At 67.1% G+C, this 24,815-nt stretch carries 11 protein-coding genes; 3 read left to right on the forward strand and 8 right to left on the reverse strand.

The features are described from left to right. Positions 1 to 98: 98 nt before the first annotated feature. The 3 genes from NU1_RS09705 to NU1_RS09715 form a co-directional block, all read right to left on the reverse strand. Complete coding sequence (locus NU1_RS09705; RefSeq protein ID WP_067519620.1) at positions 99 to 962, reverse strand: ABC transporter permease; 864 nt, start codon at positions 960 to 962, stop codon at positions 99 to 101. Continuing rightward, positions 959 to 1,774, reverse strand: a complete 816-nt coding sequence (locus NU1_RS09710; protein ID WP_067519543.1) for an ABC transporter permease — start codon at positions 1,772 to 1,774, stop codon at positions 959 to 961. Before NU1_RS09710 ends, NU1_RS09705 begins: the two co-directional genes overlap by 4 nt. 145 nt (positions 1,775 to 1,919) lie before the next feature. Beyond that, positions 1,920 to 2,921 (reverse strand): daunorubicin/doxorubicin resistance ABC transporter ATP-binding protein DrrA, encoded by a 1,002-nt coding sequence (locus NU1_RS09715; RefSeq protein ID WP_067519545.1) that lies wholly within the window; start codon positions 2,919 to 2,921, stop codon positions 1,920 to 1,922. A 378-nt stretch (positions 2,922 to 3,299) separates the two neighbouring features. Between NU1_RS09715 and NU1_RS09720 the strand changes: the two genes are divergently transcribed. After that, positions 3,300 to 4,715, forward strand: coding sequence for an aldehyde dehydrogenase family protein (locus NU1_RS09720; RefSeq protein ID WP_245720034.1), 1,416 nt, complete (start codon positions 3,300 to 3,302; stop codon positions 4,713 to 4,715). 96 nt (positions 4,716 to 4,811) lie between these two features. Here NU1_RS09720 and NU1_RS09725 read toward each other — a convergent pair whose 3' ends face one another. After that, positions 4,812 to 6,041 (reverse strand): TetR/AcrR family transcriptional regulator, encoded by a 1,230-nt coding sequence (locus NU1_RS09725; RefSeq protein WP_067519547.1) that lies wholly within the window; start codon positions 6,039 to 6,041, stop codon positions 4,812 to 4,814. Positions 6,042 to 6,164: 123 nt separating this feature from the next. Here NU1_RS09725 and NU1_RS09730 point away from each other — a divergent pair, with 123 nt between their 5' ends. Beyond that, positions 6,165 to 6,959 (forward strand): enoyl-CoA hydratase-related protein, encoded by a 795-nt coding sequence (locus NU1_RS09730; protein WP_067519548.1) that lies wholly within the window; start codon positions 6,165 to 6,167, stop codon positions 6,957 to 6,959. 27 nt (positions 6,960 to 6,986) lie between these two features. Here NU1_RS09730 and NU1_RS09735 read toward each other — a convergent pair whose 3' ends face one another. Then, complete coding sequence (locus tag NU1_RS09735; protein WP_067519550.1) at positions 6,987 to 7,358, reverse strand: MerR family transcriptional regulator; 372 nt, start codon at positions 7,356 to 7,358, stop codon at positions 6,987 to 6,989. 65 nt (positions 7,359 to 7,423) lie between these two features. Here NU1_RS09735 and NU1_RS09740 point away from each other — a divergent pair, with 65 nt between their 5' ends. Then, positions 7,424 to 8,296 (forward strand): polysaccharide deacetylase family protein, encoded by an 873-nt coding sequence (locus NU1_RS09740; RefSeq protein ID WP_067519552.1) that lies wholly within the window; start codon positions 7,424 to 7,426, stop codon positions 8,294 to 8,296. Between the two features lie 121 nt (positions 8,297 to 8,417). Here the strand turns inward: NU1_RS09740 and NU1_RS09745 are convergent, their stop codons facing one another. From NU1_RS09745 to NU1_RS09755, 3 genes are all read right to left on the reverse strand, one after another. Continuing rightward, positions 8,418 to 9,656, reverse strand: coding sequence for an Nramp family divalent metal transporter (locus NU1_RS09745; protein WP_084521143.1), 1,239 nt, complete (start codon positions 9,654 to 9,656; stop codon positions 8,418 to 8,420). A 158-nt stretch (positions 9,657 to 9,814) separates the two neighbouring features. Beyond that, a complete protein-coding gene (locus tag NU1_RS09750; protein ID WP_371859784.1) occupies positions 9,815 to 10,837 on the reverse strand; it encodes an alpha/beta hydrolase in 1,023 nt (340 codons plus the stop codon). A gap of 204 nt (positions 10,838 to 11,041) precedes the next feature. Continuing rightward, positions 11,042 to 24,778: a non-ribosomal peptide synthetase gene (locus NU1_RS09755; RefSeq protein WP_157552074.1), complete on the reverse strand. Its 13,737-nt coding sequence runs from the start codon at positions 24,776 to 24,778 to the stop codon at positions 11,042 to 11,044. Positions 24,779 to 24,815: the final 37 nt, after the last annotated feature.

Raw genomic sequence — 24,815 nt, forward strand, 5'->3', positions numbered from 1 at the left:
CCGCCGACCATATCCGGTCTGAGCGGACACCATCCGCCCGGAGGCAGCGAACCCCGCTGCCACTCGGTCGAATGTGACCGCTCAGGCCGGATCAACCCTCACGCGGTTTCGGCCGCACGCTGGTAGCCGCGAATCGCCGGGTACGCGAAGAGCACGAGCATGCCGATGGTCCAGATGAGGGTCTTCAGCAGTGGTACCGCCACGGGGCCATCCCAGGCGAGGCCGCGCATGGCGTCGATGGCACAACTCATGGGCTGGTTCTCGACAATCGGCTGCAGCCACGTCGGGTAGGCGCCCACCGGCACGAAACCGGTATTGAAGAACATGAGCAGATTGCTGACGATTCCAATGACCTGGACCAGCACCACGCCTTCGGTGATTGTCGCCAATGCGGTCACCAGCACCGTGAAACCGAGCGCGAACAGCACCGGAATCATGAGCATGGCAATTCCGGCGAGGGGCCCGTTCCAGAATCGGAAGCCCAGGGCGATCCCGACGGCGAGGACGAACAGTGTGGTGACGAGCACGCGCACGACCTCGGCGAGCAGTCGGCCGGTCAATCCGGCCGCCCGGTGGATGGGCATGGTCCAGAACCGGCTCAGCAGACCGCTGGCCTTCTCCACTTTGAAGCCCAGCGCGCTCACCACGGCACCGGTCATCGCGGCCACCAGCATCACCATCGGGACCTGGCCGTAGATCGCGGGCATACCGGTTACGGCCTTGATCGATCCGCCCAGCACCACATCGAACATCAGCAGGGTCAGCGCGGGATACAGCAGCACCTGAACGGTGACCGAGGGGCTCCGCGCCCAGCCGAGCAGCATGCGCTTGCACTGGATGAAGCTCTGCTCCGCCCATGTGGTCAGCGCGCGCTCGATGCGCGGCGGCACCACCGGCAGCGGAATATCGCGTGGCACCACATCGGTCACGGTCCCCGCCACACTGTTCTCGACCGTACTCATGACCGCCTCACACTCGCCCACACCGCCATCGGAATGAACACCACCGATAGCCCGATCAGCCACACCAGCGGCACCCACAGCACATCCCAGGTGACCCCGCCCTCGGCCATATCCCGCAACGCGAAGGAGAACTGCGAAATCGGCTGGTTGCGCACGAACGGCTGAATCCACTGCGGGAACCGTTCTTCCGGCACGAACCCGCACGACAGCATGCCGAAGATCAGGGTCGGCAGGGTCAGCGCCTGACTCAGCGATTCCGGGCTCTTGGTCAGCGAGCCCAATCCGTCCGCGCCGATCGCCAGGACGGTGCCGACCGCCAGGGAGAAGACACAGAACAGGACGGCCTGTCCCCACCCGGCGACAAACTGGAAGCCGATCAAATGCCCCCAGAGCAGGGCGGCCGCCAGCGAGGTCACCGACCGCACCAGTCCGGCGCTGATCCGGGCCGTCAGCGGTACCAGGGCACCGATCGGCATGGTCTGCATCCGAGTGGTCAGTCCGGTCAGCGCTTCGAAGGCCGCCATTTGCGCATTCGACATCATGGTGAAGGCCATGGTCTGCAGCACGATGATCGGCATGACGTACTGCGCGTAGTCGATATTGAGCAGGTTCATGATGTGCCGCAGCGGCAGATAGAAGCCGAGCGTGAATACCAGCGGCGTGATCACGGCGACGACGAGTTCGCCCTTGGTGGCCATCACCCGCACCACGCGCGCGGTCAATGCCCACCATTGCGCGAAGCTCGACGGCTTCGCCTCGGGCAGTCCCACGAACAACTGCGAGTCCGCCTCGACCTGTAGGGCAGTGCTCACGCCGTGCCCTCCCAGTATGAGCGGGGGCCCTGCGTGGTTACGCGAGCTGCCTCCTCCGGGCCCTGACCGCTCATGCCGTGCCTATTGCGGCATGAACGGGGGCCCTGCGTGGTTACGCGAGCTGCCTCCTCCGGGCCCTGACCGCTCATGCCGACCTACCCGAATGCCCGGTGAGGGCCAGGAATACGTCGTCGAGCGAGGGTCGGCGCAAGCCGATGTCGGCGAGTTGCACACCCGCGCCATCGAGGCGGCGCAGTGCCTCGGCCAGTGTGGCCGCGCCCTCCGGTGCCGGGATCGACAGCCGATCGGCGCCATTGACATCGGCTCGCACGGCGGCCGGAACCAGATCGCCGAGCGCATCGGCGACCTGCCGCAGATGGGTCGGATCGAGCGGCACCACCTCGCAGTAGCTGCCGCCGGTCTTCTCCTTGAGTTCGTCGGCGGTGCCCTCGGCGATGACGATGCCCTTGTCGATCACGATGATGTTGTCGCTGAGCACATCGGCTTCTTCGAGGTACTGCGTGGTCAGCAGGACAGTGATGCCCTGGTCCTTGAGGGCGGAGACCAGTTCCCACACGCCTTGGCGGCTGCGGGGGTCCAGGCCGGTGGTGGGTTCGTCGAGGAAGACCACCTCGGGGCGGACCACCAGTCCGCAGGCGATATCGACGCGGCGGCGCATACCGCCGGAGTAGTTCCGCACGGAGCGGCGGCCCGCGCTGGTGAGATCGAACTGCTCCAGCAGGGTATCGGCCCGCTCGCGGGCGGCCTTGCGACTCAAGCCCATGAGACGGCCGAACAATTCGAGATTCTCGCGCCCGGAGAGGTTTTCATCGAGTGCGGCGTATTGACCGGTCATCATGATGGAGCGCCGTACTCCGGCCGGGTCCGCGCGCACATCGTGCCCGGCGACGATGGCGGTGCCGGAGTCCGGGCGCAGCAGCGTGGACAGAACTTTGACCATGGTGGTCTTGCCCGCGCCATTGGGGCCGAGAATGCCGAGCACGCTGCCACGGGAAGCCGTGAAGCTGATGCCCTGCAGCGCATGCACATCTCCGAAAGACTTACGGACATCCTCGACGTATACCGCCGGTTCGGTGCCCGCGCGGGTATCGGCGGTGTACGAATCGGGTTTGTCCAAGCTCGGCATCAACTCTCCACTATCGACCACGACGGGCACGGGTTATCGCTTCCCGGTGAGGATGATCCCCTCCGCCCCGCGCGATGTTACCGGGGAGCCGGATAACCGACCGAACCTTCTGGAAAGCGCCTGGTTAACTCTGCCGATCTCCACACCCTTCACTGTGTCCTTGGTCACAGACCGATCGGTTGTCGGATAGCTGCTGGTCGCGACACAGACCGGCCGGTCCGCATGGGTTTTCGCACCTTGTCGGGTATAGCGACCGGGCCATAGTCTGGCGTATGGGGAGAGAAATTCACTGGTCTGCGAGAGGTGACCATGGCCGAGTCTGCGCAGCCGCGACCGGCAGCAGCGGTAAGTCCAGCCGGGGGAACTGGCCGACCGAAGGTGCTGACGTCCTACGATCCGCGAACCGGTGAGGTCGTGGGCGACTACGCCATCATGGGGTCCGGGGAACTGACCCGTACCGTGCGCGCCGCACATACCGCCCAACAGTGGTGGGCGGCAATAGGATTCGATGGACGGCGACGCTGGCTGCTGGACTGGAAACGCGGCATTGCCCGCGGCTCCCGCGAACTGGTCGACCTGATCAGCGCGGAGACCGGTAAACCGCGCCTGGACGCCGCCATCGAGGTGACGGCGGCGATCGAACACCTGAACTGGGCCACACGCCAGGCCGAAAGCACCCTGGGGCGACACACCCGGGGACGATTCCGACGCAGCCGTACCGCCTCGATCGGATATCTGCCCCTGGGTGTGATCGGGGTACTGGGGCCGTGGCACAACCCGGTGCTGACACCCATGAACGCCATTGCCTGCGCCATGGCCGCCGGTAATACGGTGGTGTTCAAGCCCAGTGAGCTCACCCCCGGGGTGGGCGCGTGGCTGGCCGACAGCTGGAATCGGCTCGCACCGAATCAGCCTGTGCTGCAGGTGGTCACCGGTGACAGTTCGACCGCGGGGGCGCTGTGCCGGGCACGACTGGACAAGATCTCCTACACCGGGTCGCCCGCCGGGGTCCGGGAGGTGACGGCACTGTGCGCACAGCAGTCCACTCCCCTACTGCTCGAACAGGGCAGCCGCGGAGCAATGGTGGTACAGGTGGATGCCCGGCTCGAGGAGGCCGCGGCCGCCGCGGTCTTCGGGGCGATGGCCAATGCCGGGCAGAATCCGGCCGGGATCCAGGTCGCGTATGTCGCGGAGTCGGTGTACGAACCATTCCTGGAATTGGTTATCGCACAGGCGAAGCGGCTGCGACCGGGTGGTGAGAAGCGCGCCGCCTACGGACCGATGACCCTGGAATCGCAGGCCGATGTGGTGCGCCGCCATGTGCGCGACGCTCTCAGCCGCGGCGGCAAGGCGGTGGTCGGTGGACTGGACTCGATTCGAGAGCCCTATATCGAGCCGATCGTGCTCGCCGAGGTGCCCGAGGTGAGTCTCGCTCTCACCGGCGATGCGGTCGGCCCGGTACTGGTGGTGAACCGGGTCGCGACCATGGACCATGTGGCCGAACGCCTCGAGAGCCGCCCGCTATCGGTAGCCGTCTTCACCCGCGATGTCCGCAGCGTCCCGGAATTCGCCGAACGCCTGAATACCGCTGTGGTGACCGTGAATTCGGCACCGGTCTACGGCACCGACGGACCGGGCCGAACCCGCGACGAGGAACTGCTACGCGCCTTCGCCCGTCCACTCACGATTACCGAGAAGCACCGGCACGATCCGGTGGAGCAGTCCACCTTCGAACGGCACCCACAGCACCTTCGCTTGGCCCGCATGGTCTTCCGGCTGCGCCACCGGGTCTGATCGCCACCGCGCCATCTCATCAGGCGCGCCCCGGTCGTCCCGGCATGCTCGCGCCCCGGTGAAAGAACTTTCGACCGGGCGCTCCGTTCTTCTCGGCTAGCTCTTCTCCTCCACGCCCAGCAGCACCGCTTGCATCAAAGCTCTTACCCGGGCGAGGTTTTCGGGGCGGCCGTCGAAGTGGATGCGGCGGCCGACATCGATGACCTGACCGATGGCGGCTTGGACCCGGAAGCGGGCCTCCACCTGGTCGCCGTCGAGGAGATTGGCCCATTCCAGAACGTTCTGGCGCTGAATGGAGCGGAGCCGATGCTGTTCGGAGGCGGGAAGATTGGAGAATTCGGAGAAGTAAACGGGCAGGATCTCCGGCATGGCGAAGGTCATGCGGGCGAACCGGTCGGCTATGCGGACGGCGGCGTCGGCGCGACTGGTGGCCTCCGACAGCGCCTCGGCATTGCCGATGGCGACGCGCTCGCCGGTGCGATTGAAGGCCGCGGCCAGCAGGTCCGCTTTACTGGAGAAGTAGCGGTAGACGCTGGAGGCATTGATACCCGCGGCCGCACCGATCTCCTCGATACTGGCCTCGTGATAGCCCTGGCGACCGAAGATGCGGATGGCCTCGGTGAGCAGTTGTTCGCGTTTGGAGATGACCGGTAGGCCGCGCAGGATCGGATCGCCGGTGGCGGGCGGCGGGGCGGGCGGTAGCTCGGTGCGCAGAATGGACCAGCAGATGTCGTCGAGCAGGGCGCACAGCCGGGTGGTCGACAGGGCGGTGCGGTGGTGGGTGATGCTGCCGATGGCGCTGAGGACGGCCGCGGTCAGCAGGGTGACGTCGACCGGATCGGCATCGGGGCGTAGCTCCCGGATCGGTACGGCGACGGTCTCGTGCAGTGCCACGTACATCACACGAATCCGGTCGCGGTCCTCGCGCTCCAGATAGCGGCGTTCCCACCGGTACAGCCCGCCCTCGCGGCGCACCTCATTGGTGTAATCGGCAATGCCGCGAATCAGTTTGGTGAGTCGCGGTTCCGCTTCCAGCTTCGGGTCGTCGGCGGCGCGGGCGGCGTCGAGGAGTTGCTGCGCGCCCATTTCGGCGGCGGCGACCAGCAGGGCGTACTTGTTCTTGAAGTGCCGGTACAGGGCGGGGCCGGAAATGCCGACCTCGGCGGCGATCTCGTCCACACCGACCGGGTGATAGCCGCGTTCGGCGAAGGCTCGGGCGGCAACTCGCACGATCTGAACCTTGCGATTCTTGGGCCGCCGCCGGGGCGTCGGATCGCCGTCCGGTCGCGCGGAAGCGAGGCCCAACTCGCTGCGTTCGGCGACCATTCACGTTCTCCTTCTCGATGGCACGGACTGTTGACAGTGCCGAACAAGTACCCCTAAGTTAACCACAATTCGCAATGCGAACTACAACGGCACGGGCGCCGTGCGCAGATCCAGGAGCACCCCATGACGAATATCGCGACCACCCCGGGCTTCAGTGCCATTGTGGACGGACGGGTATTGCGTATCACGCTCACCAACCCGCGGCGCAAGAACGCGATCAATTACGACACCATGGTCGGCCTCGGTGACATTGTGCGGGCGGCTTCGGCGAACAAATCGCTGCGCGTCATCGTGCTGACCGGCGAGGGCGGTGACTTCTGCACCGGCGCCGACCTGGCCGCCGGCCCCGCCGACGCGGCCCGGGGCATTACCCCCGAAATGACCATGGATGGGGCCAACGCCATGGTCAGGGCGATTGTGGACTCGCCGCTGCCGGTGGTCACCCGGGTCAAGGGCGCGGCCGCCGGTATCGGCGCGGCAATCGCATTGGCCGCCGATCTCTCCTATTTCAGTGCGGACGCCTACCTGCTGCTGGCCTTCATCAATATCGGCCTGATGCCCGATGGCGGCGCGGCGGCCATGGTGGCCGCGGCGGCGGGCCGCCCGCTGGCCGCCGAGATGGCGCTGCTGGGTGAGCGCCTGCCCGCCACCCGGGCCAAGGAGTACGGCCTGATCACCGATGTCCTCTCCGACGCCGACCTCGACGCGAGGGTGGAGGCCGTGGTCGCGAAGCTCGCGGGCGGGCCGCGCCGCGCGACGGAGCTGACCAAGCGCGCCCTCAACGAGGCCGCACTGGCGTCCCTCGATGGCGTGCTCGCGGCCGAGAAAGTCGGCCAGTCCGAGCTTTTGGAGGCCGCCGACTTCGCCGAAGGCGCGGCCGCCATGCTGCAGAAACGTAAACCGGTCTTCGAGGATTGATCGAACTCTGCGGGTCTCGTGCCCCGGTCAAGAAGGTCGTGCGCAGCTGCGGAGGGACTCCAGGTAGGTCGTCATGGCGTCGCGGTTGCGGGTGAGCAGGTCTATCCGCTGGGTCATGCGGTCACGCTGATCTTCCAGGGTGGCGATGATTTCCGGGGTGGCGTCGGCGAAGTGGATATCGCGTGGGTCGTCGAGACAGGGCAGGATTTGCTTGATGATGCGGGTCGGTAGGCCCGCTTCGAGTAGTCCGCGAATGTGGATTACCTGGTCGACCAGTCGTTCGTCGTAGTCGCGGTAGCCGTTGGCGGCGCGGGGCACGCGCACCAGGCCCTGTTCTTCGTAGTAGCGCAGCAGTCGCGGCGGGGTGTCGGTCCGCTCCGCCAGCTCACCGATTCGCATATGTCGCACCTCACAACAGATCTCGTTTGACCTTCACACGTATGTGAAGGTTCGAGCATAGTCGCATGAGCAAAGACGTCACCCTCTTCGACTACAGCCCGATCACCGAGCGCGAGCCGATCCACTGGCCGGAAGGTAAGCGGGTCGCCTTCTATGTCGGCCTCAATATCGAACACTTCTACGCCGACCTACCCGGCACCGCGATCTACGAGGGCACCACCGCCCTGACCCCGGACGCTCTCAACTACGGCTGGCGTGATTACGGTGCGCGCGTGGGTATCTGGCGCGTAATCAAGGCGCTCGACAAGTACGGCATCCGGGCCAGCGCGCTGCTGAATTCCGATGTGGGCGAGCGGTATCCGCAGATCATTCAGGCGGGCAGGGAGCGCGACTGGGCGTGGCTGGCGCACGGCAGCAGCAATAGCCACCTGCACTCCGGGCTCCCGGTCGAGGAGGAGCGCACCGCGCTGCGCGAAATAGTCACCACCATCGAGAAGACCACCGGCCAGCGGCCGCGCGGGTGGATGGGGCCCGGCCTCACCGAAACCTTCGACACCGCAGCGCTCTTCGCCGAACTCGGCGGGCAGTACGTCCTCGACTGGACCAATGACGACCAGCCCTACCGACTGAATGTGCCGGGCATGCTGAGTGTTCCGTACTCGGTGGAGCTCAATGACATCGGCATCTTCGTCAGCAAGGGGCTGACCGGCCCCGACTTCGTGCGGATGGTCAAGGATCAGGTGGATCAGCTCTACGAGGACTCCGCCGACAGCGGTCGCGTCATGGCACTTGCCCTGCACCCGTTCGTCATCGGCCAGGCCTTCCGGCAGCGCTACCTCGACGAGGCCCTGAACTACGTCGCCAACCACCCCGGTGTCTGGCTGACCACCAGCGATGACATCGCCGACCACTACGCGCGCGCAACCGCCGAGTGCTGACCAACCCTCCTCCCCCACAGCCCTTTTCACCTGCGCCCCGTTCCGAATCCGGAACGGGGGCGCGAGCACGTGCGGCCCCCTGCGCCCCACGCGTGCGGTTATGAAACCGCCTGGGACACGGTCACTTTCCGGTGACCGTGAGGTAGATGAGGGCGACGTTCAGGACCGAGATGATCGCCGCCACCAGCCAGGCCAGGCCGGTGGTGACGCGGTGATTGGCGTCGTCGCCCATGAGGGTGCGGTCGGCGGTGAAGCGGACCAGGGGAATCAGGGCGAACGGGATACCGAAGGACAGCACCACCTGCGAGACGATCAGGGCGCGGGTGGGGTCGATGCCGAGGCCCAGAATGACAAGGGCGGGAATGATGGTCACCACGCGGCGCACCAGCAGTGGAATCTTGCGCTTCAGCAGGCCCTGCATAATCATCGCGCCCGCGTAGGCACCGACCGAGGTCGACGCCAGTCCGGAGGCGAGGAGCCCGATGGCGAGCAGCAGTGCGGCGCCGGGGCCGAGGACATCGCGGACCGCGCCGTGCGCGTCTTCGAGCGTCTCGATACCCTCGCGCCCGCGCAGCGTCTGAGCGGCCATGAGCAGCATGGCCATATTCACGGTGCCCGCGAGCACCATGGCCAGACCGACATCGATCTTGGTGATCTTCAGCAGCCGGACCCGAGCCGGGCCGGGCTCCGGCGAACCGTGCCGATCACGTGCCAGGCCGGAGTGCAGGTACACCGCGTGCGGCATAACGGTCGCGCCGATCATGGCGGCGGCCAGCAGCACGCTCCCGGAGCCCTCGAATCGCGGCATCAGACCACCCAGCGTGCCGGAGGCCGAGGGCGGCGAAATGAATACGCTGGCAAGGAATCCCACCGCGATCACGGCCAGCATGCCGATGATGATGCGTTCGAACGGCCGCTGCCCGCGCCGGTTCTGCACGGCGAGCAGGACCAGCGATACGACACCGGTAATGACACCACCGACCAGCAGCGGCAGGTCGAAGAGCAGATTCAGCGCGATCGCGCCACCCACGACCTCGGCGAGATCGGTTGCCATGGCCACGGTTTCGGCCTGCGCCCAGTAGGAGAGCCGAACCGAACGGCCGGCCTTGGACCGCACCGCCTCCGGCAGCGACATACCGGTCACCAAACCGAGTTTCGCCGAGAGGAACTGCACCAGCCCGGCCATCACATTGGCCATGACAATGACCCAGACGAGCAGATACCCGAACTGCGCACCCGCGCTGATATTCGAGGCCACATTGCCGGGATCGACATAGGCGATGGCGGCGACGAACGCGGGCCCGAGCAGCAACGAGGCGGACCTGGCTCGCTGGACGGCGGAGCGCCGGGACTCGGCCAGTACGGTGGTGCTCACAAACTAAAGTTTATGGTTCACCAAACTTTTTGTTGAGACCTACCCCATGAAAATGACGGTGCGAGGCGCGCGCCCCCTCGAACAGCAGAACGCCCCGACCGCAGTCTGCGGTCGGGGCGTGAATCTACTTGTCACCGAGGCTGTTACAGACCCAGTCCGCGCTCCAGTACCGGCCACGAGTTCATGAACTCGTCATTCCAGTAGCCCCACGAGTGGGTGCCGGACGGACGGAAGTTGTAGGTCGCCGGGATACCCAGCGAATCCAGCTTGTTCTTGAGGTTGGCGGTGCAGTAGTTGGTGCCCGCCTCGATGGCGCCACCGATGATCAGCTGGTTGGCCAGGCCGTAGGCGCCGGGGAGGGCGTACGGGCCATTGAGCGTGTCGTACTGACCGGGTAGACCATTGCCGGAGGAGATGTAGAGCTCGGTGCCGCGCAGCTTCTCGGCATTCACGACCGGATCGTTTTCGATCCACGCCGGCGAGTCCGGCGGGCCGTACATATTCTCCATATTGCCGCCGCCCCAGACCTCGACCGTCAGGCGCATGAACTCACGGCCGACGGGATCGGCGAACTGGGCGCAGCCGGAGTACGCGGCGGCGGCCTTGTACAGGCCGGGCTTGCGCTCGGGCAGCTGCAGCACGGTGGTGCCGGAGGTGGAGATACCGGCGATGGCATTGATGCCATTGGTGCCGAGGGCGGCATCGATCAGCGGCGGCAGCTCTTCGGTGAAGAACGTCGTCCACCTATTGGTGCCGAGGCTCTCGTCGGCGGCTACCCAATCGGTGTAGTAGGACCACTTACCACCGATGGGCTGAACGACATTGACGTTCTTATCGCCGAGGAAACCATTGACGATCTCGGTCTTCTTCACCCAGGACGCGTCGTCCTGTCCGCCGCCCGCGCCATTGAGCAGGTACAGGGTCGGTCGCGGCTCGGAGGTATCGGCGGGCCGCTGGACATCGACCGGGAAGGTGGAGTCCATGGCGGCGGAGTAGACGTACAACCGGATATTGCGGTTGTCCTTCATCTCGGCCTTGGTGATCTTCGACCCGTCCGGTGCGACCGGATCGGCGAGCAATTTCTTGCTGTCGATAATGGGGTCAGCAGCGGCGCCTCCGACGCCGAGACCGGCGGTCAGACCGGTCAGAACCGCGGTTGCCGCAATAAGTGCCGCAGCGCGCGCACCACGGCGACGACCGGCGGCAGCCCCATTCCGGACATGTCGTCGAATCAATGTTTCACACCTTTGCTTCGTTCGAGTTCTGGCGACCAACCCAGCGGCCGAGAATCTCTCGACAGCCTCCTACTGTGGCCAGAGCACTTCGGACAGACCATACGGCCTATGCAGTCGCCACAACAGAGGTCAATGTTACGTATTCGATGCCCTACCGTGCTCGGCTAGTCCACCCAATGCCTGGACCCAACCTTCCACCAAACCCTTCACCTGATCGAGCTCCAACACGGCTCCGGCGTAATCGAACCGCGCGATGAATCCGTCCTGGGTGGTGTCGACGGTGATGTCGAGATACAGATCGGTGGCCGCGGATTCGGGGTGTACCCGGGCGGGACGCAGATCCCGGTAGCGGAATCCGATCCGGCCCGCCGCACCCGCGAGTTCGGTACCCGACTCGCCGAGATACCGGAGCAGGCCGAAGCTCACCCCCTGTGACGGAACGGTCCGGCACAGGTCCCGGACGTGTTCGATCACAGTTCCGGCGATCCGGCCGCCACTGCGGATCTCGTCGAAATCCACCGGCTCCAGATTCAGCGGCAGCGGATAGCTGGTCGTGAACGCTCCCACGGCACGGTATCCGTCCGGGTCGCCGCAGATACGGCCATCGGCGGGCAGCCGGACCACGGCACCGAGCCGGTCCAGGGCCGCATCGGTCGACGCGAGGGCGAGCGCGAAGGCGGCGAGCAGTACCTCGTCGATGGTGGCGTGGTAGCGCCGAGCCACGGTATCGATCGCGCCCGCACCTTCGGCGGTAATGGTCACCGTGATCCGGCCGCGCCCGGCCGTCGGATCGATCTCGTCGGTGTGCGGCACCGCATCCAGGGCGCCGCGCCACCAGGGCAGGTCGGCGACGGTTTCCGGATCCAATGCCCGGCGCGCCAGATCGCGGGCAATACCCGCGGGATGGGCGACCGGGGCGAGCCGGGTGGCATGACCACCGGACCAGGACGCGGTGAGTTCCTCGATAATCGTGCGCCACGAGGTGTCGTCGACGACCATGCCATTGGCAATGACCACCAGCGTGGCCGCGGCCTGTTCGGCGTCGTCGAGTTGGTGGTCGGCCTCCTCGGCATCGAGCAGTACGAAGCGGATATTGCGGCCCTTATCCGGGTCGAGTTCCGCCGTGGCCGCGCGAATGGCGCTGTCGACCAGATCGCCGGAGGTCTCCCCCGCCCAGTCGAAACGCCACACCACCGCATCGTCCGGATCGCCGTCCGGGAATTCGAAGGTGGCCGTCTCGCCGTCGCGACGCAGTCGGGCGCGCAGACCCGGATGCCGTTCGAAGAGGGTTTCGACCGAGCGCTGCACCCGAGCGGGTGGGCAGTCGGCGGCGATATCGAGGGTGATCACCCGAACGGCCAGGCCGGACGGATCGGCGGCGAGGACATTCACCGCGCCGGGGGGCAGCGGGGATGCCGACTCGATCGCAGCAGCACCGGATTCGGTCGCACCGGCACCGGAATCGTCCGGCTGGTCCGGCGTTTCCAGTAGGTCGGCGACGCGCGGGCCGATGGCGGCCAGGGCCTCGTCGCCGGTCATCTGCTCGTGCGGGACGGCGACCGGGTGGTCGACGATCGCACCGGAGACGTACGGCTGCCAATCGTGGGCCGACCACTGCCGCATGGCCTCGGACCGGTCGACGGTGGCGGTGAAGAACTGCAGGTTGCCCCGGAACACCTCGGTGGGTGTCTCATCCGCCAATTCCACACTGCGCATGGCGGTTCCGTAGATCCGGCGCAGTCGCTCCGGTGTCATGGCGGCCAGGTCCTGCGAGATCGACGCGTACAGGGCGGCCAGTGCGGCGTCGCCGAGTTCCTTCAGATTGTCGGTATCGGGCAGATCTTCGATATCGACACCCAGACTGGTGAAGGTCTCCCGAATGGCGGACTTGAAATCTGTGTCGTCCACCCGCGGGTAGCCGTCGAGTATGGCCAGCAGGTCGACGCGCTGGCCCTGTGCCTGCAGGCGGGTGCCCACGGCGTGCGCCAGCTTGCCGCCGAGCGACCAGCCGAGCAGGCGGTAGGGGCCTTCCGGCTGCGCCCGGCGGATTTCGGCGACATAGCGATTCGCGATATCGGCCAGGGAGTCCGGCGCGTAGTCGTCCTCGGTCAGGGCCGGGGTCTGGATGCCCAGGATGGGCTGTTCGGCGGGCAGGTAGCGGGTGAATCCCGAATAGCACCAGGACAATCCGCCGAGCGGGTGGATGACGAACAGCGGTGGCCGCGCGTCCGCCGCGTCGATCGACGGATCGGGGGCCCGCAGCGGCAACAGCACGCCCAGTGCGGCGGCCACGGCGGCCTCGGCATCCTGCTCCGATTCCAGCAGTACGCCGATCTGGCGGGCCAGCCCGGAGACGGTGGCGTCACCGAAGAAGGTGGCGACCGCGAGCCGTGCGCCGGTGAGCGCCTGCAACTTGCCGACCACCTGCATGGCCAGCAGCGAATTGCCACCGAGCGCGAAGAAGTCGTCGTCGGCGCCCGCCTGCTCCACACCGAGTACCTCGGTGAAGGCGGCGGCGACCGCTTCCTCCAGCGGGGTCGACGGTGCCCGGTATTCGCGTTGTGCCAGTACCGGTTCCGGCAGTGCGTTGCGGTCGAGTTTGCCGACCGGGGTCAGCGGGACCTCGTCGAGCACCACGATGGCCGCGGGCACCATATGCGGCGGCAGGGTGTGCGCCGCGAAATCGGTGAGTGCGTCCGGGTTCACGGCCCGGCCGGGCTTGCCCAGCACGTAGGACACCAGCATGGTGACGCCGGCCGGGTTCTTGCGGCCCAGCGTGATGGCGAAGTCCACATCCTCGTGGCTCGTCAGCACCGCGTCGATCTCACCGAGTTCGATGCGGAAGCCGCGAATCTTGACCTGGAAGTCGGTGCGGCCCACGTAGTCCAGTTCCCACGGCACCGACGGGTGCGCGCGATTGCCGGACCGGTCCTGCGGTTCGGCGTACCAGCGCACCACGTCACCGGTGCGGTACATGCGTGAACCCGGTGCGCCCCAGGGATTCGCGACGAAGCGTTCGGCCGTCAGTCCGGAGCGGTTGCGGTAACCGCGCGCCAGCGCGCCGCCGGCCAGGTACAGCTCACCCGCGACACCCGGCGGCACCGGGTGCAGGCGCGCGTCGAGCACCAGGGCAGACATGCCGTGTACCGGTGTGCCGATGGTGATGTGGCGACCCGGCGTCAGCTGTGCGTACGAGGAGATAATGGTGGTCTCGGTGGGTCCGTACGCATTGTGGTAGACCCGGCCCGGCTGCCATTTGGCCAGCAGTTCCGGTGTGGTGACATCGCCACCGATGGAGATCATTTCGAGCTGATCCAGATCGGCCGGATCCATGGTGCCGAGCACGGCCGGGGTGATGATGGCGTGCGTAACCTGTTCGGCCCGCATGAGTTCGGCCAGTTCGGCACCGCCCATGATCTCCGCGGGCACGATCACCAGGGCCGCGCCGGTGTAGAAGGCGCACACCCATTCCAGCACCGACGGGTCGAAGCTGGGTGAGCAGATGTGCAGCATCCGGTGATCGGGTCGCAGGTCGTAACGCGAGGTGGCGTAGTCGGCGAGCCCACCGACACCGGCGTGGGTGACCACGACGCCCTTGGGCTTTCCGGTGGAGCCCGAGGTATAGATCATGTACGCCGGATGCCGCATACGCAGCGGCGCACGACGATCCGCGTCGGTCACCGGATCGCTGGACTTGGCGCCCACCAATTGATCGGTGGCCGGATCGTCCATGACGAGCCAATCCAGCTCGGCGGGCAGGGTATCGGCGAAGGCGTTCGAGGTGAGGCCCAGGACCGCGCCGGAATCGGTGACCATATGACGGACCCGGTCCTCCGGGTAGGTCGGGTCGATGGGCACGTGCGCGCCACCGGCCTTGGCAATGGCCAGAATGGCCATGACCATGCCGAGTGAACGCGGGAAGGCCACGGCGACCAGCTTTTCCGGTCCGACGCCACGGTCGATGAGCACCCGCGCCAGGCGCGACGAGTAGTCGTCGAGGCTGCCGTAGGAGATGGCGCTGCCGCGCCAGCGCACGGCGACCCGGTCGCGGCCGAACCGCAGGCCCGCGGTGAGCAGATCGGGCAGGAGCCCGGTGGCCATGATGTCATCGCCGTGCACATGGGTGAGCAGGTCGTATTCGGTCCGGTCGAGCAGCGGCAGATCACCGACCGGAAGTTCGCGGCGAGCGGTGATCTCTTCGAGCAGGGCGGTGAACCGCTGGGCGAATACCTCGACGGTGGCCTCGTCGAAAAGGTCACGAGCGTAGGTGAATACGGCGTACATGCCGGCATCGCCGGTCTCGCGGAGGGCGAGCGCCAGATCGAATTGCGATGTCTCGGCGCCGGATTCGAGCGGGCTGATGCGCAGGCCGGGCAGTTCGAAACTGCTGTCCTGCAGGTTCTGGAAGGCCAGCATGACCTGGAACAGCGGATTGCGCGCGGTGGAGCGTTCCGGATTGAGTACCTCGACGAGGCGCTCGAAGGGAATATCGGCGTGCGCGAACGCCTGCAGGTCGGTGTCCTTGACCGCCGCGAGGAGTTCGTCGAAGGTCAGCTCGCCCGGAACCCGGGTGCGCAGCACCAGGGTATTGACGAACATGCCGATCACATCGTCGAGTTCGGCCTCGCCACGGCCCGCGATGGGGGTGCCGATGGCGATATCGCCGGTGCCGGACAGCCGCGCCAGGAAGATCGCGAGGGCGGTGTGCACGACCATGAACATGGTGGCGCCCTGCTCGCGAGCAATGGTTTGCAGGCCCTGCTGGATTTCGGCGCTGATCGGGAAGGTGACGGTGCCACCGCGCAGGGATGCCACCGGCGGGCGCGGGCGATCGGCCGGCAGGTTCAGCTCATCCGGCAGGTCGGCCAGGGCGGTGCGCCAGTAGTCGGTCTGGGCGGACAGCAGGCTGTCCGGATCGTCCTCGGCACCGAGCACCTCGCGCTGCCAGAGCGTGTAATCCGCGTACTGCACAGGCAGCGGAGCCCAGGCCGGGGCATCACCATTGGCGCGGGACGCGTACGCCACCATGACATCTCGGGTCAGCGGGCCCATGGACCAGCCGTCGGCGCTGATGTGGTGGGCGACGAAGACGAGCACATGCTCGATGTCCTCGGCGTCGACGCGGAACAGGTTTGCCCGCAGTGGCACCTCGGAGGTCACATCGAATCCCGATGCGGCCACCTCGGTAATGCGGTCGCGCAGTTCGGCTCCGCCGACCCGGATCGGGGTGAGATCCGGAATCGCCTGCGCCGCAGGCAGGATCACCTGCTGGGCGGCGCCGCCGACCTGCGGGTAGATGGTGCGCAGGGTTTCGTGGCGGCCGATCACGTCCGCGACCGCCTGTTGCAGTGCGGCGGTATCCAGTTCGCCGGTGAGGCGGACGGCGACCGGGATGTTGTAGGCCGCCGAAGTGGTGTCGAACTGGTTCAGGAACCACATGCGCTGCTGGGCCAGCGACAGCGGAACGAATTCCGGTCGCGGTCCGGCGGTGAGAGCCTTGCGGCCCGCGCCCGCGTGCTTTTCGACGCGGGCGGCCAAGCCCGCCACGGTGGTGGATTCGAACAGGGCGCGTACGGGGACGCGAGTGTCGAGGGCGGCACCGATACGGGCCGCTACCTGAGTGGCGAGCAGTGAGTTGCCGCCGAGGGCGAAGAAATCGTCATCCGCGCCCACCTGCTCGGCACCGAGCACGTCGGCGAAGACACCCGCCACGATCTCTTCGATGGGGGTGGAGGGTGCGCGGAACGCGGTGGACTCGAATTCCGGTTCCGGCAAGGCCTTTCGATCGAGTTTGCCGTTGACGTTCAACGGCAGGGCGTCGAGGACCACGAAGGCCGACGGCACCATGTAGGACGGCAAGGCCGCCGACAAGGTCGACTTCACCGCAGCCACGTCTACGGCCGAAGCAAAACCTTCCGTCATTCCGGCGTGCTTTTGGCCGGAATCCACCGCTGTCAGGACCGGTGCCTCGGAATGTGGATCCCGGACAAAAGCATGCCGGGATGACGAGAGGGACTCAGACGTGGAGGACGAGGACGACTCGGTGGGCACCAGGTACGCCACCAGACGGTCGCCCGTGCGCTGATCGGACTTCGCGATGACCGCGGTCTGCGCGATCTCCGGCAACGCCAACAGCGCCGCTTCGATCTCGCCGAGTTCGATACGGAAACCACGGATTTTGACCTGGAAGTCGGTGCGGCCCCGGTATTCCAGCTCGCCGTTGGTACTCCAGGCGACGAGATCACCCGTGCGGTACATGCGGGAGCCATCGGTGCCGAACGGGTTCGCGACGAAGCGGTCGGCGGTGAGGTCGGGACGATCGAAGTAGCCGCGCGCCAATTGCGCACCGGCCAGGTACAACTCGCCGGACACACCCGTCGGGACCGGTCGCAGGCGCGAATCCAGGACGTAGACCTGGCTATTGGACTCCGGCACGCCGATGGAGACCGAACCCTGATCGGCGTCGGTGACCCGGTGCGTGGTGATGGACACCGCCGCCTCGGTCGGGCCGTACAGGTTGAACAGCGTGGCGGCCGGGTTGGCGGTGCGGAAACGCTGGGCGACGCTCGCGGGCAGCGCCTCACCGATGGCGAGGACGCGGCGCAGCGAATGAGCGAGGGCCCCACCGGATTCGGTGAGCAGCGCATCGAGCATCGACGGGACGGCGTGCAAGGTGGTGACCTGCGCACGGGCCATGAGCTCGTTCAGGTACGCCGGATCGCGATGGCCATCGGGCGCGGCAATGACCAGGCGGCCACCGGAGACGGCGGCCGACCAGAACTCCCACACCGAGAGATCGAAGGTCGCGGCGGTCTTGAGCAGCACGACGTTATCGGCACCGAGCTCGAACTCCGCTGTCTTCCACTGCAACTGGTTGGCGATCGCGGCGTGCGGCAGCGCCACACCCTTGGGCCGACCGGTCGAACCGGAGGTGAAGATGACATACGCCGTATGGGCCGGATGCAGCGGGGTAATGCGCTCGGCATCGGAAACCGGATGGGCGTCAACCCAGTTCAGGTCGAGTTCGTCGATGCGCACCAGCGGTGCGGCACCGGAGGTGAACCCGGCTTCGGCGTTGGTCAGCACACAGATCGGTGCCGCGGTCTCGAGAATGTAGTCCGTACGCTCGGCGGCCTGATCCGGGTCGACCGGTACATACGCGCCACCCGCCACGGCGACCGCGTACATACCCACCACGAGGTCGACGGACCGCCGCAGTGCCAACGCGACCCGGTCCTCCGGACCCACGCCCAGGGAGATCAGGTATCGGGCCAGGCGATTCACCCGTTGACCGAGTTCGGCGTAGCTCAGTACCTCGCCGTCCGGACCGACCAGGGCGGTGGCGGCCGGATCGGCCGCCACGCTCGCATCCAGCAGCGAGGCCAGCGTCGCGGCGGAGAAGTGCCGCGCGGTGTCATTGCGTGCTTCGAGCAATTCGGCGCGTTCATCGGCGGTGAGCAGCTCGATATCGCCCACCCGCACCGAGGCGTCCGCCACAACGGCCGCGAGCAGGCGGGTCAGCCGCCGTACGAAGGTGGCGACGGTCTCGGCATCGAACAGATCGCTGGCGTAGGTGATGAAACCACCGATACCCGCCGGAGCACCGGATTCGTCGTAACCGTCGGACACGATGAGGTGCAGATCGAACTGCGATACATCGATATCGGTGTCCACACCGGCAATGGTGAGGTTGGGCAGTTCCAGGGCGGACCGGGCCATATTCTGGAAGGACAGGCCGACCTGGAATATCGGATGGTGTGCGGTGGTGCGGGGCGGGTTCAGCACCTCGACCAGCCGCTCGAACGGAATATCGGCGTGCGAGAACGCCTGCAGGTCGATTTCACGCTGCCGGGCCAGGACATCGGCGAAGGTATCGCCGCCGTCCAGACGGGTGCGGAAGACGACGGTATTGACGAACATGCCGATGAGGTCGTCGAGTTCGCGTTCACCGCGTCCGGCGACGGGCGTGCCGATGGCGATATCGCCGGAGCCGGACAGGCGCGCCAGCAGCGCCGCGAAGGCGGTGTGCACCACCATGAACATGGTGGCGTTGTGCTCGCGAGCGAGCTGCACCAGTCCGGCGTGGGTGGCGGCGTCGATGGCCACCTCGACACGGGCGCCGGCCATCGAGGCGACCGCGGGGCGCGGTCGGTCGGTGGGCAGCTCGAGCAGATCGGGCAGGTCGGCCAGGGCCTGACGCCAGTAGTCGATCTGCTGGGCGGCAACCGATTCCGGATCGTGCTCGTCGCCGAGCACCGCGCGCTGCCAGAGCGCGTAGTCGGCGTACTGCACCGACAGCGGCTGCCAGCCGGGCTCGGCGCCGGCGGTGCGGGCGGCGTACGCGGTCATGATGTCGCGCACCAGCGGACCCATGGAGGAGGCGTCGGCGGCGATATGGTGCGCCACCACCGCCAGGACGTATTCGCGGCGGGAACCGGGCGCGAGATCGGCGATCTCCAACAGCCGCACCCGGATCGGCACCTCGCGGGTGACGTCGAACGGCGTGGTCGCGAGTGCGTGGACCGCCGCGGTCGCCGCATCCGCACTGACCCGAATGGGTTCCAGTCGCACGGCGGCCGCTTCCGCTCCGGCGGGCAATACCAATTGCACGGCACCGTCGGCGGTTTCGGGGTACACGGTGCGCAGCACCTCGTGCCGGGTCACCACATCGTCGAACGCCCGGCTCAGCGCCTCGGTGTCGAGACTGCCCGAAAGCCGCAGGGCGAATGGCAGATTGTAGGCGGCGGAGCCCGCCGATGCGGTGCCGTCGCCCAGATCCTCGAAGCGGTTGAGGAACCACATTCGCTGCTGCGCCAGCGACAGCGGCAACTGCTCCGGCCGCGCGATACTGCCGAGTTCGTGGGTACGGCCCTGGCGGGTACGGGATTCGACGGCCGAGGCCAGCGCCGCCACGGTGGGCGTCTCGAAGAGGGTGCGCACCGGCACCCGGTCACCGATGGCCACCCCGAGCCGCGCCACCACCTGGGTGGCGACCAGCGAATTACCGCCGAGGGCGAAGAAGTCGTCGTCCGCACCGACCCGGTCGATACCGAGTACCTCGGCGAAGACCCCGGCGATAATCTCCTCGACCGGCGTTGTGGGGGCCCGGAATTCGCGTCCGGTGAACGTCGGCGCGGGCAGGGCCTTGCGATCGAGCTTGCCGCTGGTATTCAGCGGGAAGGCGTCCAGGGCAACAATGGTGGCGGGGATCATGTAGGCGGGCAGCGAATCCGCCAGCCCGGCCAGTAGTTCCGTCTGCTCGATGACGGCACCCGGGGTGGGTACGGCGTAGGCGACGAGCTGATCACCGAGGTCGGACTGCATGACGAGCGCGACGGCGGCACTGATCGACGGCTGGGCCAGCAGCGCGGTTTCGATCTCACCGAGTTCGATGCGCTGGCCCCGGAATTTGACCTGGAAGTCGGTGCGGCCGATGTAGTCCAGCCGCTCGGGGCGATCGCCCTCGGCATCGCGCCAGACGACCAGGTCGCCGGTGCGGTACATGCGCCGACCGGTGCCGAAGGGGTTGGCGACGAAGCGATCCGAGGTCAGATCGGGGCGGCGCACATAGCCGCGCGCGAGCTGATCACCGGCCAGGTACAGCTCACCGGCCACCCCCGCCGGGACCGGCCGCAGTCGCGAATCCAGCACGTAGACCTGACTGTTCCACTGCGGCAGGCCGATCGGCACGGAGGAACGCTCATCGCCGCGCGCCTGCCAGTAGGTAATCGATACGGCGGCCTCGGTGGGGCCGTACAGATTGTGCACCCGCGCGGTGGAAATGGCGGCGAAGGAGGCCACCGTCTCCGGCGGCAGCGCCTCACCGATTACGAAGACATCGCGCAGGCTCGCGATGGCACCCGGCGCGGTGTGGGCGGCGAATACCGTGAGCATGGACGGTACGAAATCGGTGACCGTAACACCCTCGCGGGCAATGGTTTCCGCCACGTACAGCGGATCCCGGTGCCCGTCGTGGGTGCCGACCACCAGTTTCGCACCGGCGCGCAGCGGCATGAAGTAGCCCCACAGCGATACATCGAAGGTGGTGGCGGTCTTCTGGAAGTAGATGTCCTCGGGGCCGAGCGGGTACTCGTGCAGCATCCAGGTGGTCTGATTGTGGATGGCGGCATGCGAGACCGCGACGCCCTTGGGGCGGCCGGTCGAACCCGAGGTGAAGATGACGTAGGCCGGATGATCCGGGCGCACGGGGCGCAATAGTTCGGTGGAAGAGACCGGTGCGGCGGAGAACCCGTTCAGGTGCAGAGCATCGACCCGCAGCACCGGGGTGCCCTCCGGCACCGCGACCTCATCGGCGCGGGTGGTCAGGACCGCCACCGGCTGCGCGGTCTCGAGAATGTGCGCAATGCGCTCGGCCGGGTGATCCGGGTCGAGCGGCACGTACGCGCCACCGGCGGTGCTAATGGCGTACATCCCGACCACGAGGTCCAGGGAACGGCGAATGGCCAGGCCCACCAGCGATTCCGCACCGACGCCCTCGGCAATGAGCAGCCGGGCGAGGCGATTGACCCGCTCGTCGAACTCCCGGTAGGTGAGCTGCGCGCCCTCGTAGGCGACCGCGACGGCGTCCGGATGCCGTTGCACCGCACGGCGGTATCCGTCGAGCAGCAGCTCCGGTGCGATGGGGTAACGGGTGTCGTTCCAGCCGTGCAGTATGCGCTCGTGTTCGGAGGACTCGAGCAGATCGATATCACCCAGCGCGGTCTGCGGGTCGTCGACAACGGCGGTCAGCATTCGCATGAAGCGGTCCGCGAAAACGGCCACGGTGGGCTCGTCGAACAGGTCGGTGGCGTAGGTGAACATGGCCGTCATGCCGTCGGTGCGCGGGATGACCGACAGTTGGAGGTCGAATTTCGCTACCGCGCCGTCGAATTCGACAGCCTCGGCGGTGAGGCCGGGCAGTTCCAGGCGCGGTGTCTCGATATTGTGGAAGAACAGCGCGACCTGGAACAGCGGGTGATGTGCCTGCGACCGCACCGGGTCGAGGACCTCCACCAACCGCTCGAACGGCAGCTCAGGATACGAGAACGCCGCGAGATCGGTCTCCTTCGTATTCTCCAGCAGTTCGGCGAAGGACGCCCCGGCATCGATCCGAGTGCGCAGCACCAGTGTGTTGACGAACATGCCGATGAGATCATCGAGTTCGCGTTCACCGCGGCCCGCGACCGGCGTACCGATCACAATGTCGTCGGTGCCGGTCAGGCGTGCCAGCAGCGCCGCCAGGGCGCTGTGCACGACCATGAACGGTGAGGCGCCGCGGCCGTGGGCGAGCTCGTCGAGACGCGACTGCAGGGCGGCATCGATCTCGAACGAGTACACCGCGCCCCGGCCGGAGGCGATGGACGGCCGCTGCCGGTCGGCGGGCAGGTCGAGGCGATCCGGGATCCCCGCCAAAGTCTCACGCCAGTAACTGATCTGGGTATGCGCGAGCGACGCCGAGTCCTGCTCATCACCCAGTAGTGCGCGCTGCCACAGCGCGTAATCGGCGTACTGCACCAGCAGTGGCGCCCACGTCGGCTCCTCACCACCGCGCCGAGCGAAGAAGGCCGCCAACAGATCCCGCATGAACGGGCCCACCGAGGCACCGTCGGCGGCGATATGGTGCACGACCACGGCGATCACGTAGTCGTCGAGACCGATCTCGGCCAGCTCGATCCGCAGCGGCACCTGGCTGGATACATCGAAACCCTCGACGGCCAGCCCGGTCAGCCACTCGGCGACCAGCGATGGATCCACAGCCTGCGGTGTCAGATCCGGAATCGCCTGTTCCGCAGGCAGAATCACCTGGTAGCCGGTGCCGTCGACGGCCGGGTACACGGTGCGCAGCGACTCGTGCCGTTCGACCAGATCGCCGATGGCGGCGCGTAGCGCGGGAATATCGAGCGCACCGGTCAGCCGGATGGCGAACGGAATATTGTTGGCGGCCGAGGCCGTATCGAACTGGTTGAGGAACCACATGCGCTGCTGTGCCAGCGACAGCGGGATGCGATCCGGGCGTGGCTGTGGAGTCAGTGCGGGGCGACCGCCCTCGCCCACAATGGGTGCGAGCTGCGCGGCCAGACCCGCGACGGTCGGCGCCGTGAAGATCATCCGCGCCGGGACGCGCGCGGAAATCTCCGCACCCAGCCGAGCCGCGACCCGCGTGGCAATAAGCGAATTGCCGCCCAGTTCGAAGAAGTCGTCGTCCGCGCCGATCGGAACGGCCGGATCGAGGAGCTCGGCGAATACCGCCGCGACCATTTCCTCGAGGCGACCGGCGGGCGCGCGAAATTCTTTGGTGCGCAATTGCGGTTCGGGCAGCGCCCGACGATCCAGCTTGCCCACCGGGGTCAGCGGAATGGCGTCGAGCACCATAATGGTGGTGGGCACCATATGCGCGGGCAGGCTCTGCTCGGCGTAGACGGTCAGCTCATCGGTATCCACGGCCGCCCCGGCCGCGGCGTGCACGTAGGCGGCCAGAATCGTTGCGCCGGTATCGAGTTTATGTCCGACGGTGACCGCGAAGTCCACGCTGTCGTGCGAACCCAGCACCGCGTCGATCTCGCCCAATTCGATACGGAAGCCGCGGATCTTCACCTGGAAGTCATTGCGGCCCAGGTATTCCACATCACCGGTGGAGGTGCGCCGCACCAGATCGCCGGTCCGGTACAGCCGGGAACCGCTGGGGTCGAACGGATTGGCCACGAACCGCCCGGCCGTGAGGCTCGATCGCTCGTGGTAACCGCGCGCCACCTGCGCGCCGCAGACGTACAGCTCCCCCACCGCGCCGTCGAGCACCGGCGCGAGCCGCTCATCGAGGACGTGTTCGGTGACACCGCGCACCGGCGCGCCGATGGTGACCAGTTCACCCGGCACCAGTGGTGCGCTGATATTGGTCATGATGGTGGTTTCGGTGGGCCCGTAGCCGTTGTAGAACTCCCGGGTCGCACCGCCCGCGATGGGAAGTACCCAGCGCCGCACCAGATCCGGCGGACAGGCCTCGCCACCGGCGACGACGACACGCAGATCGTCCAGTCCGGCCGGATCCACCGAGGCCAGGGCGGCCGGGGTGATGAAGGCGTGCGTCACCCGCTCGCGACGCAGCAGCGCCGCCAGTTCATCGCCGCCGAGCACCTCGGGCGAGGCGACCACCAGGGTGCCCGCGCCACCGAGCGCCAGCAGCAGTTCCAGTACCGACGCGTCGAAGGACGGCGAGGCGAAATGCAGTGCCCGTGACTCGGTTCCGGTCCGGTAGCGCTCGCGCTGCTCATCGCAGAAGCCGGACAGACCGGCCTGCGTGACCACCACGCCCTTGGGCAGACCGGTGGAGCCGGAGGTATAGATGACATAGGCCGGATGTTCGGCACGCAATGGCCGCACCCGATCGCCGGAGGTAATGGCCTCCGCCGAATACGCCGCCACCCGCTGGGCGAAGTCGGCGGTATCGATGGTCAGCCATTCGACCTCATCGGTCAGGTCACCCCGCACCTCGGCGACGGTGAGTCCGAGCACCGCCCGGGAGTCGGTGACCATATGCGCGACGCGATCGGCCGGATAGTTCGGGTCGACCGACACATATCCGGCACCGGTCTTGGCGATGGCCCATACGGCGAGGACGGAATCGAGCGAGCGCGGAATGCCGACGGCGACAAGATCCTCGGGCCCGACGCCGCGGTCGATGAGCAGCCGGGCCAGCCGGGTCGACCGTTCATCGAGTTCGGCATAGGTGAGCGCGCCGAGTGTCGCGGCCGCGTCGGCGTAGACGAGGGCGGTCCCGCTCGGATTGGCCTCGACCGCCGACGCCATGAGCTGCGGGAGAGTGGTGACCCGGGGGCGGCGGGTCCGGGTGGGCCGCTGGCGGACGGGGCGGGTCATACCCGGGACCCTTCCCACGTCAGCGTGCGCTGCTTTC

This window comes from Nocardia uniformis NBRC 13702, assembly GCF_001613345.1.
In the GTDB taxonomy this organism is placed as follows: domain Bacteria; phylum Actinomycetota; class Actinomycetes; order Mycobacteriales; family Mycobacteriaceae; genus Nocardia; species Nocardia uniformis.

Excerpts from the sequence above, each read along its gene's own strand:
- NU1_RS09740 (WP_067519552.1), top strand. The coding sequence starts at position 7,424 with ATGAGCAAAGACGTCACCCTCTTCGACTACAGCCCGATCACCGAGCGC.
- NU1_RS09735 (WP_067519550.1), bottom strand. The coding sequence starts at position 7,358 with ATGCGAATCGGTGAGCTGGCGGAGCGGACCGACACCCCGCCGCGACTG.
- NU1_RS09725 (WP_067519547.1), bottom strand. The coding sequence starts at position 6,041 with ATGGTCGCCGAACGCAGCGAGTTGGGCCTCGCTTCCGCGCGACCGGAC.
- NU1_RS09730 (WP_067519548.1), top strand. The coding sequence starts at position 6,165 with ATGACGAATATCGCGACCACCCCGGGCTTCAGTGCCATTGTGGACGGA.
- NU1_RS09715 (WP_067519545.1), bottom strand. The coding sequence starts at position 2,921 with ATGCCGAGCTTGGACAAACCCGATTCGTACACCGCCGATACCCGCGCG.
- NU1_RS09705 (WP_067519620.1), bottom strand. The coding sequence starts at position 962 with ATGAGTACGGTCGAGAACAGTGTGGCGGGGACCGTGACCGATGTGGTG.
- NU1_RS09755 (WP_157552074.1), bottom strand. The coding sequence starts at position 24,778 with ATGACCCGCCCCGTCCGCCAGCGGCCCACCCGGACCCGCCGCCCCCGG.